General features: G+C 48.6%; 13 protein-coding genes. 7 read left to right on the top strand and 6 right to left on the bottom strand.

Annotation, left to right across the window (positions count from 1 at the left end; translation table 11 throughout):
• The first annotated feature begins 323 nt into the window (after positions 1-323).
• The 3 genes from ACXIT9_RS04760 (at position 324) to ACXIT9_RS04750 (ending at position 2,983) form a co-directional block, all read left to right on the top strand.
• Entirely contained in the window at positions 324-614 is a 291-nt protein-coding gene (locus ACXIT9_RS04760; protein ID WP_458055087.1) for a hypothetical protein, read from the top strand.
• A complete protein-coding gene (locus tag ACXIT9_RS04755) occupies positions 598-1,806 on the top strand; it encodes a DUF4221 family protein (RefSeq protein WP_458055086.1) in 1,209 nt (402 codons plus the stop codon). The genes ACXIT9_RS04760 and ACXIT9_RS04755 overlap by 17 nt, the downstream gene beginning before the upstream one ends.
• 253 nt (positions 1,807-2,059) lie before the next feature.
• Positions 2,060-2,983, top strand: a complete 924-nt coding sequence (locus ACXIT9_RS04750) for a hypothetical protein (protein WP_458055085.1) — start codon at positions 2,060-2,062, stop codon at positions 2,981-2,983.
• A gap of 46 nt (positions 2,984-3,029) precedes the next feature.
• Here ACXIT9_RS04750 and ACXIT9_RS04745 read toward each other — a convergent pair whose 3' ends face one another.
• Genes ACXIT9_RS04745 through ACXIT9_RS04735 form a run of 3 tightly spaced genes read right to left on the bottom strand, consistent with a single transcriptional unit; the run spans position 3,030 to position 4,934 of the window.
• Positions 3,030-3,635 carry a hypothetical protein gene (locus ACXIT9_RS04745; protein WP_458055084.1) on the bottom strand — a complete coding sequence of 202 codons (606 nt, stop codon included), beginning with the start codon at positions 3,633-3,635 and terminating at the stop codon, positions 3,030-3,032.
• 48 nt (positions 3,636-3,683) lie between these two features.
• A complete protein-coding gene (locus tag ACXIT9_RS04740) occupies positions 3,684-4,445 on the bottom strand; it encodes an SDR family NAD(P)-dependent oxidoreductase (protein WP_458055083.1) in 762 nt (253 codons plus the stop codon).
• Between the two features lie 6 nt (positions 4,446-4,451).
• A complete protein-coding gene (locus tag ACXIT9_RS04735) occupies positions 4,452-4,934 on the bottom strand; it encodes an N-acetyltransferase family protein (RefSeq protein ID WP_458055082.1) in 483 nt (160 codons plus the stop codon).
• 92 nt (positions 4,935-5,026) lie between these two features.
• Here ACXIT9_RS04735 and ACXIT9_RS04730 point away from each other — a divergent pair, with 92 nt between their 5' ends.
• Positions 5,027-5,830 carry a type III pantothenate kinase gene (locus ACXIT9_RS04730; protein WP_458055081.1) on the top strand — a complete coding sequence of 268 codons (804 nt, stop codon included), beginning with the start codon at positions 5,027-5,029 and terminating at the stop codon, positions 5,828-5,830.
• A gap of 29 nt (positions 5,831-5,859) precedes the next feature.
• Here ACXIT9_RS04730 and ACXIT9_RS04725 read toward each other — a convergent pair whose 3' ends face one another.
• A complete protein-coding gene (locus ACXIT9_RS04725) occupies positions 5,860-6,534 on the bottom strand; it encodes a peptidoglycan DD-metalloendopeptidase family protein (RefSeq protein ID WP_458055080.1) in 675 nt (224 codons plus the stop codon).
• 101 nt (positions 6,535-6,635) lie between these two features.
• On the opposite strand from ACXIT9_RS04725, the gene ACXIT9_RS04720 reads away from it, so the two are divergent.
• Entirely contained in the window at positions 6,636-7,598 is a 963-nt protein-coding gene (locus tag ACXIT9_RS04720) for a pyridoxal-phosphate dependent enzyme (RefSeq protein ID WP_458055079.1), read from the top strand.
• On the opposite strand, the gene ACXIT9_RS04715 is transcribed toward ACXIT9_RS04720, so the two are convergent.
• Together ACXIT9_RS04715 and ACXIT9_RS04710 are read right to left on the bottom strand one after the other, a co-directional pair.
• A complete protein-coding gene (locus tag ACXIT9_RS04715) occupies positions 7,595-9,034 on the bottom strand; it encodes an OprD family outer membrane porin (protein ID WP_458055078.1) in 1,440 nt (479 codons plus the stop codon). The genes ACXIT9_RS04720 and ACXIT9_RS04715 overlap by 4 nt on opposite strands.
• A gap of 60 nt (positions 9,035-9,094) precedes the next feature.
• On the bottom strand, positions 9,095-10,771 hold the full coding sequence (locus ACXIT9_RS04710; RefSeq protein WP_458055077.1) for a bifunctional metallophosphatase/5'-nucleotidase: 1,677 nt from the start codon (positions 10,769-10,771) through the stop codon (positions 9,095-9,097).
• 261 nt (positions 10,772-11,032) lie between these two features.
• On the opposite strand from ACXIT9_RS04710, the gene uvrA reads away from it, so the two are divergent.
• Positions 11,033-13,846: an excinuclease ABC subunit UvrA gene (uvrA, locus tag ACXIT9_RS04705; protein ID WP_458055076.1), complete on the top strand. Its 2,814-nt coding sequence runs from the start codon at positions 11,033-11,035 to the stop codon at positions 13,844-13,846.
• 7 nt (positions 13,847-13,853) lie between these two features.
• Positions 13,854-14,456, top strand: coding sequence for a trimeric intracellular cation channel family protein (locus tag ACXIT9_RS04700; RefSeq protein WP_458055641.1), 603 nt, complete (start codon positions 13,854-13,856; stop codon positions 14,454-14,456).
• The last annotated feature ends 117 nt before the right edge of the window (positions 14,457-14,573 follow it).

Raw genomic sequence — 14,573 nt, 5'->3', positions numbered from 1 at the left:
AAAACACAGGATATTATGGGAAAGCGACTGGAGGGAACTAATATCCATTTTCCTGTTCGACTTTCTTTCGCCATAGTCTTTGTGGGAAGTGAGAAACTCAAAGTTTCAACTTCAAAATCATTTTAGAGTAGAGAGGGCAACATGTTCCGGAATATCCACTTGATTCAAAAGTACGATTTAGTGCAGGTTATTCCCCTTGCAAGTTGATTTATAGACTATCTCTATTGGTTTTTTTTTTTTTCATACAAAAATAGTATCAACAAAATAGCGTACTGTATGTTTTTTTTATTAAGTTTAAATTATTAACATAAACCATAAAAAATATGAAAAAATGTACCTCTAAAGTAATTGCGTTTGTACAATTGGTAATGTTTATCGGTATTTATCAGCCTATTGTAGCATCCTCTGATACTTCATCAGATAAAAATAAGAAAGAATTAGAGTTTTGTCGTATCAGTCAGGCTGATAAATGCAAGCAGGTGGGTGACACCTGTCCAGGGAAGAAAATTTGTATATGGAAAGACACCGGGGCAGTTGTTGCCATTGTAGGTGTTGTCGCTGCCACAGTTTACTATGTTGACCAAACGTTAGGAGATAATGGCTCGGTGCAATAATGTTACGCTGCTTTGGAGACTTATACTCCAGAGCAGCTTACTTCTTATCTTAATGGCGTGCAATAAACCGAATGCTTCTGTAGCTAATTTTCGGCTAATCGAGCACCCTGCCTCCAAGCAATCGATAGACTTAGAGCTAGTTCAAAATTTAAGTCTCTATATGGATGATAAAAGCCTTCCCTTTTATGATTTATACCAAATTTATACTGAAGGGGAAGAACAGTTTTTAGTGGGTTTTAATAGACAGCGCTTAAGTCTAGATTTTATTCCATTTGCTAAGAATAATCCAGAAGCGTGTTTTCATCTGACCTTTGAGGAGGAGGGGCCTGGCGCTGTAGATGCTGATTTAGACATCTTCCATGTATTTAGTCGGGATAGTATCGTGACACTTGTAGATCGAGAACGAAAATTTCAAGTTTTTTCCGTTAAAAAAGGTTATAGAGGAAGTTATCCTTTAAAACTTGTAGACGATAAGGGAGCTAATCTTTATCCCGTAAGTGCTAAATATGCAGGCCAAGATCCTTTTTTCTTGCCTCACTTTTGGGTTTTACCCGTTTATCCCGACGTTCCAGTAAAATCGAAAGCTTACTATCACAAACATCGTTTTGCTGTAGTTGATCCCAAAAAGGGTGAGGTACTTCAGACATTTGGAACCTATCCAGAGCGTTACAAAAAAGACCGTTATTTTGATGTATTACGGGAACCTGCACTGACGCATACGAAAGAAAACACCTTTTTAGTTACTTTTCCCGCCGAGCCATCCATCTATGCTTATACAGTGGGAGAAGAAGAAATTAAACAACATGTTTATGCTGCGTGGAATTCTATTCATAATAATGGAGTAGAATTTCAGGACGATATGCAAAAATTTGTAAATCATTACACTGCAAGCCCCTGGTTTCAACGTTTACTTTATGATCCTTATCGAAACCTCTATTACCGATTTTTTAAAGAATCCTCAGATTTACGTAAGGTTACAGGGGAGAAAATTACCCCTCTAGAGGCATCCTGGACTTTGTACATATTAAACGAAAAGCTAGATATAGTCGGTAAAACCCCTATCGATACTCCAAGCTTAAATCCACAATTTAGTTTTGTTACGGAAAAAGGTTTACATATCATGTATAGCTATTATGAAGAAAATAAAATATTTCTATCTCTTTATCTTCCTTACGATAAGTCTCCTAACTAGTTGTGATAACTATGAAGGATTGGAGTTATAGAACTAAAAGTGTATTTGAGATATGATTTAAATGCATTTGGCCCCTTACTCGTTACTGAAATAAATGAAAAAATTTATTATGCAAAGCTTTCGGCTTATAATTCAGATTATTTTCTTGGTCAGTAGTTTATTATTATTATGTCCGTTTTCCTCTTTCGCGCAGGAAGAGGGGCCCGAGCTGGTTTATGGTTGTGAAAATTGTAAAGTAACCTCTTATCTGCCCATGGGAGAATATAAGCTACTCTTATTCTCTAATGATAGAAACTTTCTTAGGCGCAAATTATACCTGCTGGATAAACAAAACCTCATCGTGGATGAAATGAAAGTAGAGTCTTCCTCACACCTGGTACGTCTGAGTGAGCACACTTTTAGTGTCTTGGAGATTTCTATGGGCATTATCATAGAAATACAAAACGGTCGCTTGCAGGTTAAAGAAGCCTATGACCTATATGATCGCCCACGGATCATTCAGACGGCACACATGTTTTTAACCCCCTATCACCTTTTTGGTATGACTCCGATAGCAGGAGCAGGAGAAAATGATGCACGGTATGTTCTTTATTCTATCAATCGACCGCTGATGCCACAAGTGAATCCCAGGCGTATGGGGTATTATGGTTATTATCGCATGCGTGAAAATCCGCCGTTTCATTACACAGATATTTCCTATGCAGATACCGTCACAATTTTCAGACCCAAGGGACCACCGCTAGAGCCGAGTGAATCGTTTTACATTAAATTTTGGTATGCGCAGGATATAGCGTACAGTTGGCTGCCAGATTATAAAACCCTGATCGCTATACATGCAGATAATGCCAAACAGATCAGCAAATTTAACTCCTATGGGAAGGAAACGGAAATGCTTGCTTACATCGATTATACACGTGGAGATAGCTACATGCTTACCTGGGATCCAAAAATTAAAGAAGGAAGGACGTATACTTTGCACGAAGTGCAAAAAAACAAGACGCTCAAACCGGTGTATAGACTTCAGTTTAAGCCCATGCTCATCGATGACGGCTACGCCTATCAAAGCAGAGTGGGGGAGCGCCGCTTTGACCTATACCGCCATGCGCTGAAGGGTCAACTTAGAGAAAAGATGCAGGATTTCGGAGCAGTCTCGGTGGGTGCGGCGCAAAATCTCTAGACGTCATACGTGCTCAATAGCTGAAAATAAGCCAGGGTACCTTTTCCTAAGAAGCGGGCAACTTTAAATTTGTCATGCGAAAGTAATCCTGAAGCGTGGTCTTGAGGATGTCTTGTTCTTTTTCGTTTTCAAGGACGGGGACCCATTCGCCCTCCATGAGGAGTTCAAACTGCCTAGACTCTTCTAATAGCGGGAATAGCTCACGAGCAAAGTAATAGTGAGCAAATTTATCCCCTCCCTGAAAAAGAACCTCTCCACTCTGGACGCCCTCTTCATCTTGCCAGCGTAGATGTATCGGAAGCTCTTCGAAATTAGGCTCCACATAAATGTAGGCCTCATCCTTTACCCAGTTGATTAAAATGGAAAAATTTAAAAGTGGATAGGCAGCTTCTTGCGTGCGTTTTCGATGCCGAAAGATGCTCATCTTGGCATCTTTTCGCCCTTCACGCTCATAATTCGAGGCACGCATATTATGGAAATACATGCGATCTGCCGTTCCTACACGCATTTCAGGTGCGGAGTCGCCGCTGTTATCTGCGCGCCGTTCATTAAAAAAGGAGAGCAGAAACACAAAGAGGAGGGAACCTAGTCCGAAAATTTTCAAGATTTTCACCATCTCGGGGGTGAAAATTTCATCTTTCTTGGCAGGCATAAGGGGTTTTTTTACTAAAAACACCCCTTATGCGGGAAAGTTTGCGCTTCAGCGCACATAACTGCCTGCATTTATATCGATACTGGTTCCCGTCGCATGGTCGGCCAATCCTGAACAAAGTAGGGTTACGATGGGCGCCAAGTCCTCCGGCTCAGTTAGCTTATTTAAGGCAATATCGTTTAGCGCATAGTCCTCGCCATAGCGCTGAATAAAGTCTTTCGCCATGTCCGTACGCGTAAATCCGGGCGCCACATTAAAGGCCATGATCTCTTTTTTTCCATAATACCGGGCGATACTACGGGTAAGGCTGAGCACAGCGCCTTTAGAGGCACCATAGGCCAGGTATTCCGGTGTATCGCCTCGAAAACCAGCTCGAGAAGCGATATTTACGATTCTACCTGAATGTCCATCCGCAATCGCATGCTGAATGAAGGCTTTGCAAAGCACTGCCACGGCACCCACGTTCACCTGAAAGGTGTGCTCCCACAGGGCCAGCCACTGGGATTCCTCCGCTTCCATGGCGACCGCATGGGCTACACCGGCATTATTCACCAGGGAATGGATAGGTCCGAAGCGCTCGCGGAGGCCTGTGAACCAAGCGCTCAGCTCGTCCAGTTTACTGAGGTCCATCTGCACGGGATGAGCACGCTCCCCCAGCGCCGCTGCCAGCTCTGCCGCTGCCTGCTGCTGTCTGCCAAAATGAATGAGCACCTCTGCTCCTGCTGCATGGAGGTGGCGGGCCAGCGCATGGCCGATACCACGAGAAGCACCCGTGACTAAAACCCGCTTGCCTGTTAATTCTACCTGCATCTTTTCCTACTTTTTAGCCAGATAAACAGCGATTTCGGTCGCTTGCATGTTGCAGTTAATCCATTCCCCATCTAAATCCGCACCATAACGTTCATAAAAAGCGATGGCGGGGCGGTTCCAGTCGAGCACCTGCCAGGTCATTCCGGAGCAGGCTTCCTCCATCGTTTTTTCCAGTACCCGATCGAAGAGCGCTTTGCCGGCACCTTTGCCACGCTCCGTGGCGGTCACCACGATGTCCTCCAGATAGAGGCGCCGCCCCTTCCAGGTACTGTAGCGGTAGTAGTACACCGCAATGCCCACGATGTAGCCATCACTTTGGCGCTCGGCGACATAAAACCCATAGGCCGGCTGCGCACCGAAACCCTCTTTTTCCATACGCTCCACCGTATTGGTCACCTCTTCGGGTGCTTTTTCATACACTGCCAGCTCGTGGATTAGCTCCAGCGTGCGGGGTAAATCTTCTTTTCTTCCTTCTCGAATCGTAAACATGCCTCAAGTTATTAAAAAAGGCCTTGATGCGGGGCATCCACGGGGGAAAAGTGGGAAAAATTTTCGGAAATGGAGAAAATAAAGTAGGTTTGATGACACGAAAACACCACATACACATGTTTCTCTCCATCGATGCCGGTAACTCGAACGTCGTTTTCGCTTTTTATGATGAACAGCAGCAGCGCTGGACGCATGAGTACAGGATCAGCTCCCAAGGGGGCTTTTCCCTCGCCAAGCTGGAAAAGGAAATGCATCTCTACATGCTGGAGCATCGGATCGGACACGATGCCTTAAGTGCCATCGGCTTTTCGTCCGTCGTCCCGGAGCGCATTGAGCCCTTAGAGGACTTTTGCCGCCGCTTTTTCGGCCGCTCCCCCTACCTCATCCAGGGGAGCAGTTATGCCGGACTCCCTGTAAAAACAACGAAGCCAGACGAAATCGGTACGGATCTCATGTGTAATGCGGTGGCGGCTTACACGCGCTTTTTAGGCCCCTGCATCATCGTGGATTTTGGGACCGCCCTAACCTTTACCGTGATAGGGCCTGAGGGCCAAATCATGGGCGTAAACATCCTTCCTGGATTGAAAACTGCTATGCGCGCGCTTTTTACCGATACCGCCAAGCTTCCCGAGGTGGCTCTGGAGCTGCCAAGTTCGGCCATCGGGAAAGACACTGTGCACAGCATTCAGGCTGGCGTACTCTACGGCTATACCAGCTTAGTAAAAGGCATGCTTCAGACCATACAGGAAGAACTCGGCTACCGCTGCAGCATCGTGGCCACTGGGGGACTCTCCTCGATTTTACATCCACTAGCCGGGAGCTTCGACCTGACAGACCGTTTCCTGACCTTAGAAGGTATTCGGCTGATTACTTTGGCCCAGGGCCAAAAAAAGTAAAAAAAGTAACTAACCCTCCTATGCAGCGCCTACCTCACAGACCTGGCGCCGGGAAATCCTAAGAGCAGATTCGGATCCGGGCCATTAGCCGCGAAGCTTGGCCAGTCTTTCCGCGCGCAAACCCCGGGAAAATCTCCGACATGATCCAGTAGCTCCCACATCAACTGAAAGTGTAGATGCGGCGGCCAGTCTCCGTTTTCCGGATAGGGGCCGATGGTGCCGATGCGCTGTCCTTTCTCGATTCTCGCGCCTACCGTGTACTGCTTGAGGTCTTCCAGTGCCAAATGCCCATAAAGGCTGTAGAGCGTTTTTTCGCCCATAGGATGCGCCAGCAGCAGGGTAGGTCCATAATTTCCGAAGCCAGCATTATCCTGGAAGCTGTGGATGAACCCCTCCAATGGCGCGAAAATGGGGCTGCCCGCCTCCGTCCATAAGTCCACGCCCAAGTGGATGTCCCGAAAATCTTGGTTTTCGGTCGCGAAAACAGGCGAGCGCTGGTAAACTGCCCGATGCTCCCCATATCCCCCAAAACCAATTTTATCCCCGCAGGAGGCTTGAATAAACTGCGTGAAGGCAGCTGTATCCCGAATCTCCACTTTTTCCAGAAGGGGATTCGAGGGAGAGAGATCGAGGGTACAGGTATTTTCCAGGGTCAGCGGAACGCCTAATACCGGAAAAGCAGGTTCCGAAGGAAGTGGCAGCATACATCGAAAGGTTAATTTTGCGCCGGAGGCGCAATTCGTGTGCTCAAAAATAGTAGGAATCCCTTGGTTTTGGCTATTTTTACTTGAAAAATACATTTCTTATGCCGCGTCCACTCGCTGTACCTACCCTTAGTTCCATTCAGGAAGCGGCCCACCGCATCCAAGGACTTGTGCACCGCACACCGATTTTACAATCTGCCTCTTTAAACGCTCTAAGTGGGGCGGACCTCTATTTTAAGTGCGAAAATTTTCAGCGCGTAGGGGCCTTTAAGGCACGAGGTGCAGCGAATGCGGTGCTCAAGCTTTCAGCGGAAATGCGCGCAAAAGGGGTGGCCACACATTCCAGTGGAAATCATGCTGCAGCCCTGGCTCGAGCAGCGGCTAGTGTCGGCATCCCCGCTTATATCGTCATGCCCACCTCCGCTCCCGAGATAAAAAAGAAATCCGTAAAGGCCTATGGAGGAGAGATTCTTTTTTGTGCTCCCACGCTTCAGGCGCGTGAGCGTACCCTGCAGGAGGTAGTGGAACGAACTGGAGCTACCTTCATTCCGCCCTATGATCATCCTGACGTCGTCGAAGGACAGGGGACCTGTGCTCTAGAAATGTGGGAACAAGAAGGAGATTTCGATGTGATCCTGTGCCCGGTAGGTGGTGGTGGCCTCCTCGGAGGTACCGCCATCGTCAGCAAAGCGCTGCGCTCAGAGGTGCTGGTCATCGCCGCAGAACCGGAAGGGGCCGACGATGCCTTTCGCTCCTTTAAAGCGAAAGAACGTATTCCCATGGTAGCACCGAATACCCTGGCAGATGGCCTCCTCACCTCACTTGGAGAGCTGAATTTTCAGTTGCTCCTCGAGCATGTGGACGATGTGCTCACCGTGACAGACGAACAAATCATCCAGGCGATGCGCCTCATTTACGAGCGACTAAAAATCGTGATTGAACCTAGCTGCGCGGTACCCTTGGCGGCAGTGCTGCGCCACCCGGAGCGCTTTAAAGGGCAGAAGGTCGGCATCATCCTTTCAGGGGGGAACGTTGACCTGGATAAGCTTCCTTTCCAGCCTTAAAAATGGTAATTCATGACGATGTTGTAATTCATCATATTCACCTTATTGAACACAAAAATAGGATTATCGTAGGTTTCTCCGACGCCGATTTTACCCACGACCAGGATCCGTGCCTCTAGTCCGTCGAGGACATTAGAAAAGGTGTAGCCGATATCTGTGTTGAGCTGGACATAGGAGGGTACACCGTACTTGTTGAGTGAAGTTTTTTTCACATCCGGAAGGTTAAAGTAGCCTGCGGCAAAGGCCACTTGCGTGCGCTGCTTGGGAAAGCTATAGTCCACCTTGCTCATGAATGCATGTACATCTCCGAAGCCTTCATTTCGCTCCCGCGGCATAAAGGTAAAGAAAGGCTCACGCCCCCATTCCCGCGGCATCAGGTAGCGACCGTGAGCGGTTATGCGGTTATAGTTGAGCGAAGCGCTGAGGCGATTTTGGCGCAAGCCGATACGACCACCGAAGGTATTCGCCTCTCCACCACGTAGGAAGTAGGTTTTTTGTTGGTCAGGATTTCCGCCATCACTGAGTGCATCTTGTCGAAGGCCTTGGAGCCCGATGATCAGGTCGGTCTGGGTATCTAAAGGTATGCGTCCATCGAGTTGCACCATGGCAGTATTAAACACATTATCGGTATATTTATTCCAGATGCTGATGACCCAAGAGGGAGAGATGCGTCGGTTGATGCCCAGCATGGCGACCCCTCGGCTGCTTACGTTTCCTGAATACTGGGCTGGCCCCCCATCTGGGTTCACGCCAGCGCCATAGGCACCGATGGATTCTGCCACCGAGAACCAGCGCGTGGTGGCACGCGGCGTTACGCGGTAAATCCAACCTCCCTCTACTCCTGCGCGACCCAGAAAGCCACGGTTTCGGTACCAAAGGCCGTCAACACCCGTAGGGCGCATGCGTCCGTCTTGTAAGTTGATGAAAGGTGTGTTAATCAGCTGTTTACCGAAGGTGATGGTATGGCCATTTTTAACATATTTCAGGTGAAATTCTTCTAGTCGTTCGATAGAGCCCCTGTTTCCGGGGTTTTGTACGTCGAAAAGGGCCACCTCATAGCGGTTTCTGCCACCAGAAATCGGGTCGCGAGCTGCGAGATCAGAGGAAAAAACGTTAAAGATATAAAAGCCACTTACAGCGAGACGAAAGCCATGAAAGGAAGAAGATTCATAGCGTAAACCACCTCCAGCGGCCAGTGCATAGGCATTCGTTAAATCCCCCTCATTCGTGGTGGCGATAAACATGGAACGGAAGGCAACCTCAGTACGTCCCTGCTGCAGGGCGTAAAGTAGGGAGCTGGTATCTTTTGCTACTGTCTCCCGGCCACGCCAAAGATTGGGCTCCTGCTGAAGCTCCTGGTGCTGCGCAACTAGCGCCGATTCTGACAGGAAGAAGCCCACCACCAGCAGGCTAAAGCGGAGTATTCGCTGAAACATCGTAGGCATAAAAGGGCTAAGAAAGCAGTCAGCTCTACTGGAGAGCTGGCATGCATGTGATTATCGGAAGGTGTAAGGGACCCCGGAAACCTGCGTGAGCAAAGTCTGTGGGGCGTCTAGTGCTTTCGCACTTTCGCGAAGCGTCGGTGTTACCGGAGAATGTTCCTCTAGGTAACTCATCAGCGCCTCGTGCAGTGTAAAGGGTTTGTTTTCCGAGTTTTTGACGCCGTCTAAGCGACATAAAACGTCTTCCGGATCTCCATCCCGCTCGCAGGCTGTCACCGTATAGGTCTTGTCGAGCACGAGTGGCTGACCCTTTACATGGATGGACTGCACCCGTTCCCCCTCTTTGCCGAAGGCATGAAACGTAATGTCCATTCCTTTAAATTTAATGACCCAGCCTCCGAAACGTTTACTGGCCTCTTCAGCAAAGACATTGTTAAGTTCTTTTTCTAGCCAAGTTTTAATTTGGGAGCCGGTCACTTCTCCTTTCCGGATTACACTATCCACAGGAAGCATGTCGAAAATGTAGCCAGCCGTAATCGGAATATTCCCTGTCTCATCCGGCGTGGCCCTAGGCGGGCAAAAGCGGAATCCATTTGACAGAACGATGTCTACATCGGGCACTTTCCAGCTGATGGCGTCTAGGATCATGGTGTCGATCGTATTTTCGATCACGAAATAGCGGTAGAGCGGCACAGTGCTGTAACCTACTACCCGGTTAATGTCCTGCTCATAAGCAGCCTCATTTTCTTGGATAATGGCCTGCACGCGCGGTGAAGCGGGGTATTTTTCTATGTCCACCTCCACGAGTTCATAGGTATCTTCGATTACTTTGCCATCCTGAATGGTGATTTCTAGCTTACCGATAAAGCTACCAAAAGCGCCTGGCTCTACTACTTTAGCGTACTTACGCTGAATTGGCACGCGAACACGTTCGTGGGTATCACCACCTAAGATATAGTCGATGCCCTCGCATGCTGGCATATCTGCCAAAGCGAGCTGTTGGGATAGTCCCAAGTGGGCGATTACGGCCACGAAGGCACAACCTTCTTGCTTTTTAAGCACATCAGCGTAATGGGCTAAATTATGTTCCGGTGGGGTATAAATGATGCCTTTGCTGTAGTTCGGAGACTGGCGTTTCGGCACTAAATGATCGGTATAGCCCAAGAATCCGATTTTCACACCGTTAATATGCCAGATGTAGTAAGGAGGGAAGACAAGTTCTCCTCGCGAGCCATCCGCTGCCTCATGGTACATATTGGCACACACCTTCGGAGCATTCAGCGCACCTAAGAGACGCTGCATGGCTTCTTTATAATAAACCACCTCCCAGTTGCCCGGCAGATAGAGGTCATAGTCCAAAGCGTTTAAGATCGGTACCATCGCTTCTCCGGTTGTTTTCACGGAGAGCTTAGAGCCCTGAAACATATCCCCTGTGTCGATGATGAGTGCATCATCTGCATCTGCTTTTAGCTGCTTTAATGCGGTATCTAAATGCGCATAGCCACCCGTTTTACGGAACACCATCTGTTCATTTTCCCAGAACATTTCATCATGAGGATGGATCTGGCAGTGGACATCTGTGGTCTGTAAAAGGGTAAGTTTAAAAGGTTTTTTCGGATCTTTCGGTGCAGCAGTTGCCGTTTTTGCCATGCCGGTACCCAGGGTGATAAAGCCGGAACCGGCACTGATGACACCTAATTTCTTTAGAAAATCTCGCTTCGAATAATTCATTTTTGTGCTACGCTTTGGTGTTCTAGGAATAAAAAAATCAGGGAAGTAGGCATTTCTGCCTTGATTTTATTCAAATAGGAATACCCAATTTTCATAAAGGTCTTCTTTTTGATGACAGAAATCAGTAACAATTGTCACAGGTGCCCTCATTTATGCCTTTTGCACACGATCAGAAGCGTTTTTTATCCTCTTCTTCCCGCTGTAAAAGGAATGCGTTAACAATTTGCGAAAAACAGGGGTTAAATGGTAACTTTGTAGCTCATGAAAGTAGTGGAATCTAAGGAAAAAGTCGCCATCGAGTCGTTAGACCCGAAGGCCTTTATCATCATAAAAAATGCCCGCGTAAATAATTTAAAGGGAGTCGATGTGGCGATCCCACGAAATAAGCTTGTGGTGGTCACAGGGCTATCGGGCTCGGGTAAGTCTTCGCTGGCTTTCGACACACTCTTTGCCGAAGGCCAAAGGATGTATGTGGAAAGTCTCAGCTCCTATGCCCGACAGTTTCTCGGACGGATGGAAAAACCGGATGTGGAATACATCAAAGGGGTATCTCCTGCGATCGCTATCCAGCAGAAAGTGAACACCCGAAATCCTCGCTCTACTGTGGGCACCACGACGGAGATTTACGACTACCTAAAGTTGCTCTTTAGCCGTGTGGGTAAAACGTATTCTCCCGTGAGTGGGGAGGAGGTGAAGCGCCACACGGTGTCGGACGTAGTTGACTACATGTTCGGCCTAGGGGATGGGGCGCGCCTGATGCTTACCTGTCCCCTGCGTATCGGAGAAGATCGCGACCTCGCACAGGAGCTGGAGCTGCTGCTCCAAAAGGGCTATACCCGGATTTTAGTCGATGGTGAGGTGGCCTTTGTGGAAGAACTGGTCGGGCAGAAAAAGTTGCCCAAGGGGGAGTACGAAATTTTGATCGACCGTGCAGTTATTCAGGTAGGTGATGAGGACTTGCAGTTTCGGTTAGCGGACTCCGTCCAAACGGCCTTCTTCGAAGGGCATGGCGACTGTAAGGTGATCGCGCCGGAGCTGGGCGTGCAGACCTTCTCGGATCGCTTTGAGCTGGATGAGATGAGCTTCGAGGTGCCCTCCGTGAATTTTTTTAGCTTTAATAACCCCTATGGCGCGTGCAAAACGTGTGAGGGCTTTGGTTCTGTCTTGGGCATAGACCCGGATCTGGTGTTTCCCGATAAAAGCCTTTCGGTTTACGAGGGGGCCATTGCGCCCTGGCGCGGAGAGACGATGCAGAAATGGCTGAAGCCACTGCTCAAGTCTGGGATAGAGTTCGATTTCCCGATTCATCGCCCGTATGAGGAGCTAGACGACTGGCATAAAGAGATTCTCTGGAAAGGGAATAGTTATTTTAAAGGGCTAGATGCTTTTTTCGATGAGCTGAGTGGCCGTACCCATCAGATTCAGTACCGTGTACTGCTCTCCCGCTTCCGCGGGCGTACGACCTGTCCGGACTGTAGGGGGACGCGCTTACGCAAGGATGCCGCGTATGTAAAAGTAGGTGGTCGCTCCATTATCGACGCGGTCTTACTGCCCATCGATGAGGCCTTGGTCTTTTTCCAAGAGCTTCAGCTGTCGGAGGCGGATGAAAAGGTAGCGCGTAGACTATTAAAAGAAATTATTAGCCGCCTCAGTTATATGGTGCAAGTGGGACTGGGTTATCTGACCCTAAACCGCTTGACTTCTAGTCTTTCTGGTGGAGAGTTTCAGCGGATTAAGCTGGCGACCTCTTTAGGGTCTGCCTTGGTAGGATCCATGTATATTTTAGATGAGCCCAGCATCGGGCTGCACCCGCGCGACACGGATCGGCTGATCGAAGTGCTGAAGTCGCTGCGCGATCTGGGAAACACAGTGATCGTGGTAGAGCACGAGGAGAAAGTTATGCGCGCTGCGGATGAGTTGATCGATATCGGCCCAGATGCGGGAGCGCATGGCGGACAGCTGATGTTTCAGGGGAGCTTAGAGCAGCTTTTGGCCCAGGGCCACACCCACACCGCCCGCTACCTAAACGGCGCTGCGAAGATCGACAGTGGGCGAAGTCCCCGGAAGCCGAAGCATTTTCTTCAGATTCGCGGTGCACGCGAGCATAACCTGAAGCAGGTCGATGCCCGCATTCCTCTGGGCTGCTTAACGGTGGTTACGGGTGTGTCGGGATCGGGAAAATCTACTCTTATCAAGAAAATTTTATATCCGGCCCTCTCGAAGCGGCTCGGGCTGGTGCAGGAGGAGATCGGCAAATTCGATCGTCTGGAGGGAGATGTGGAAGAGATCACGCAGGTGGAATTTGTGGATCAAAACCCCATCGGCAAGTCCTCCCGCTCGAATCCGGTTACCTATGTGAAGGCCTATGACCCAATTCGTGCGCTCTATGCCGAGCAGAGTACCTCGAAGCAGCGGGGGTATAAGCCTGCATTCTTTAGCTTTAATGTGGATGGCGGTCGCTGTGAAGCCTGTCAGGGAGAGGGAACCGTGACGGTCGAAATGCAGTTTATGGCGGATATCCACCTGACCTGTGAGGCCTGTAAAGGGAAGCGTTTCAAGCAGGAGATTCTTGATGTGACCTATAAGGAAAAAACGATTGCAGATGTGCTGGCCATGACGATCGACGAGGCGATGGCGTTTTTCGCTGATAAAACAGCGATTATAAATAGGTTGCAGCCCTTGCAAGAAGTGGGACTTGGCTACATTGGGATGGGGCAGTCATCGAATACGCTTTCTGGGGGCGAGGCCCAAAGGGTGAAGCTCGCGGCTTATCTGAACAAGCCTACCGGGAAAGCGAAGGATCACATTCTCTTTATTTTCGATGAGCCGACGACAGGGCTGCATATGCACGATATTAATAAGTTGTTATTTTCCTTAAATGCACTCATCGAGCAGGGGCATAGCGTCTTAATCATCGAGCATAATACAGAAGTGATTAAATCTGCCGACTGGGTGTTGGATTTAGGTCCAGAAGGAGGTCATGGCGGAGGTCACTTGGTTTTTCAGGGGACGGTAGCCGATTTAATGAAGGAGGAAAACAACTATACCGCACGCTATTTGCGCGAGTCTATCTGATATGGACATAGCTTTACAGTACCCTTTTGAGTTGGCGGGGACCTTTGTCTTCGCCATTTCTGGCGTTTTAGCTGTACGAGATAAAGATCATGATTTATTCGGTGCTGGCTTTACGGGATTTATCACTGCTATAGGTGGAGGTTCCCTACGTGACATGCTGCTGGGCAGTTATCCGCTGGTTTGGGTAGGGGACATCTATGTCTTTTATGCCATTTTAGCAGGAATCGTAGTGGCCTTTCTTTTCACCCCTTTCTTGATGAAGCTAAGGCGCACGCTTTTTTTATTTGATACGCTTGGGATCGGTTTTTTTACTGTTTTGGGGGTGGAAAAGGCGCTCAGTTTAGGTGTTCGGCCAGAGATCGCCGCGATCATGGGAATGTTTTCGGCTGTCATGGGGGGCGTATTACGGGACACGCTGGTGAATGAGGTGCCTATTTTATTTCGGAAAGAGGTCTATGCTTCTGCTTGTTTAGCGGGGGCTATTTGCTATCTTATTTTCTATTATTTTGGTATGCAGCGGGATTTTAACCTCTTGCTTAGCTTGTCCATCATTATTGGTATTCGGCTGCTGGCAGTGCGCTTTAAAATTAGCCTGCCGGGTTTGCGCTAGCCATGCTCGGTGAGTGTGATCGTTTTTTTCTCAGCTTACTTGTTGCTCCACCAAGCCCCTCCTCTGGGAAGAGCGCTGCGAGATTCCGTTTGTATTAGCTAGCAAGGAAGGCCTGCT

The organism is Nitritalea sp., from assembly GCF_054166705.1.
This window is presented reverse-complemented; position numbering and strand designations above follow the sequence as displayed.

What these genes read in the sequence shown, in the direction of transcription:
- ACXIT9_RS04760 (WP_458055087.1), top strand. Translation starts at nt 324, where the DNA reads ATGAAAAAATGTACCTCTAAAGTAATTGCGTTTGTACAATTGGTAATG.
- ACXIT9_RS04755 (WP_458055086.1), top strand. Translation starts at nt 598, where the DNA reads ATGGCTCGGTGCAATAATGTTACGCTGCTTTGGAGACTTATACTCCAG.
- ACXIT9_RS04750 (WP_458055085.1), top strand. Translation starts at nt 2,060, where the DNA reads ATGGGAGAATATAAGCTACTCTTATTCTCTAATGATAGAAACTTTCTT.
- ACXIT9_RS04745 (WP_458055084.1), bottom strand. Translation starts at nt 3,635, where the DNA reads ATGCCTGCCAAGAAAGATGAAATTTTCACCCCCGAGATGGTGAAAATC.
- ACXIT9_RS04740 (WP_458055083.1), bottom strand. Translation starts at nt 4,445, where the DNA reads ATGCAGGTAGAATTAACAGGCAAGCGGGTTTTAGTCACGGGTGCTTCT.
- ACXIT9_RS04735 (WP_458055082.1), bottom strand. Translation starts at nt 4,934, where the DNA reads ATGTTTACGATTCGAGAAGGAAGAAAAGAAGATTTACCCCGCACGCTG.
- ACXIT9_RS04730 (WP_458055081.1), top strand. Translation starts at nt 5,027, where the DNA reads ATGACACGAAAACACCACATACACATGTTTCTCTCCATCGATGCCGGT.
- ACXIT9_RS04725 (WP_458055080.1), bottom strand. Translation starts at nt 6,534, where the DNA reads ATGCTGCCACTTCCTTCGGAACCTGCTTTTCCGGTATTAGGCGTTCCG.
- ACXIT9_RS04720 (WP_458055079.1), top strand. Translation starts at nt 6,636, where the DNA reads ATGCCGCGTCCACTCGCTGTACCTACCCTTAGTTCCATTCAGGAAGCG.
- ACXIT9_RS04715 (WP_458055078.1), bottom strand. Translation starts at nt 9,034, where the DNA reads ATGTTTCAGCGAATACTCCGCTTTAGCCTGCTGGTGGTGGGCTTCTTC.
- ACXIT9_RS04710 (WP_458055077.1), bottom strand. Translation starts at nt 10,771, where the DNA reads ATGAATTATTCGAAGCGAGATTTTCTAAAGAAATTAGGTGTCATCAGT.
- uvrA (WP_458055076.1), top strand. Translation starts at nt 11,033, where the DNA reads ATGAAAGTAGTGGAATCTAAGGAAAAAGTCGCCATCGAGTCGTTAGAC.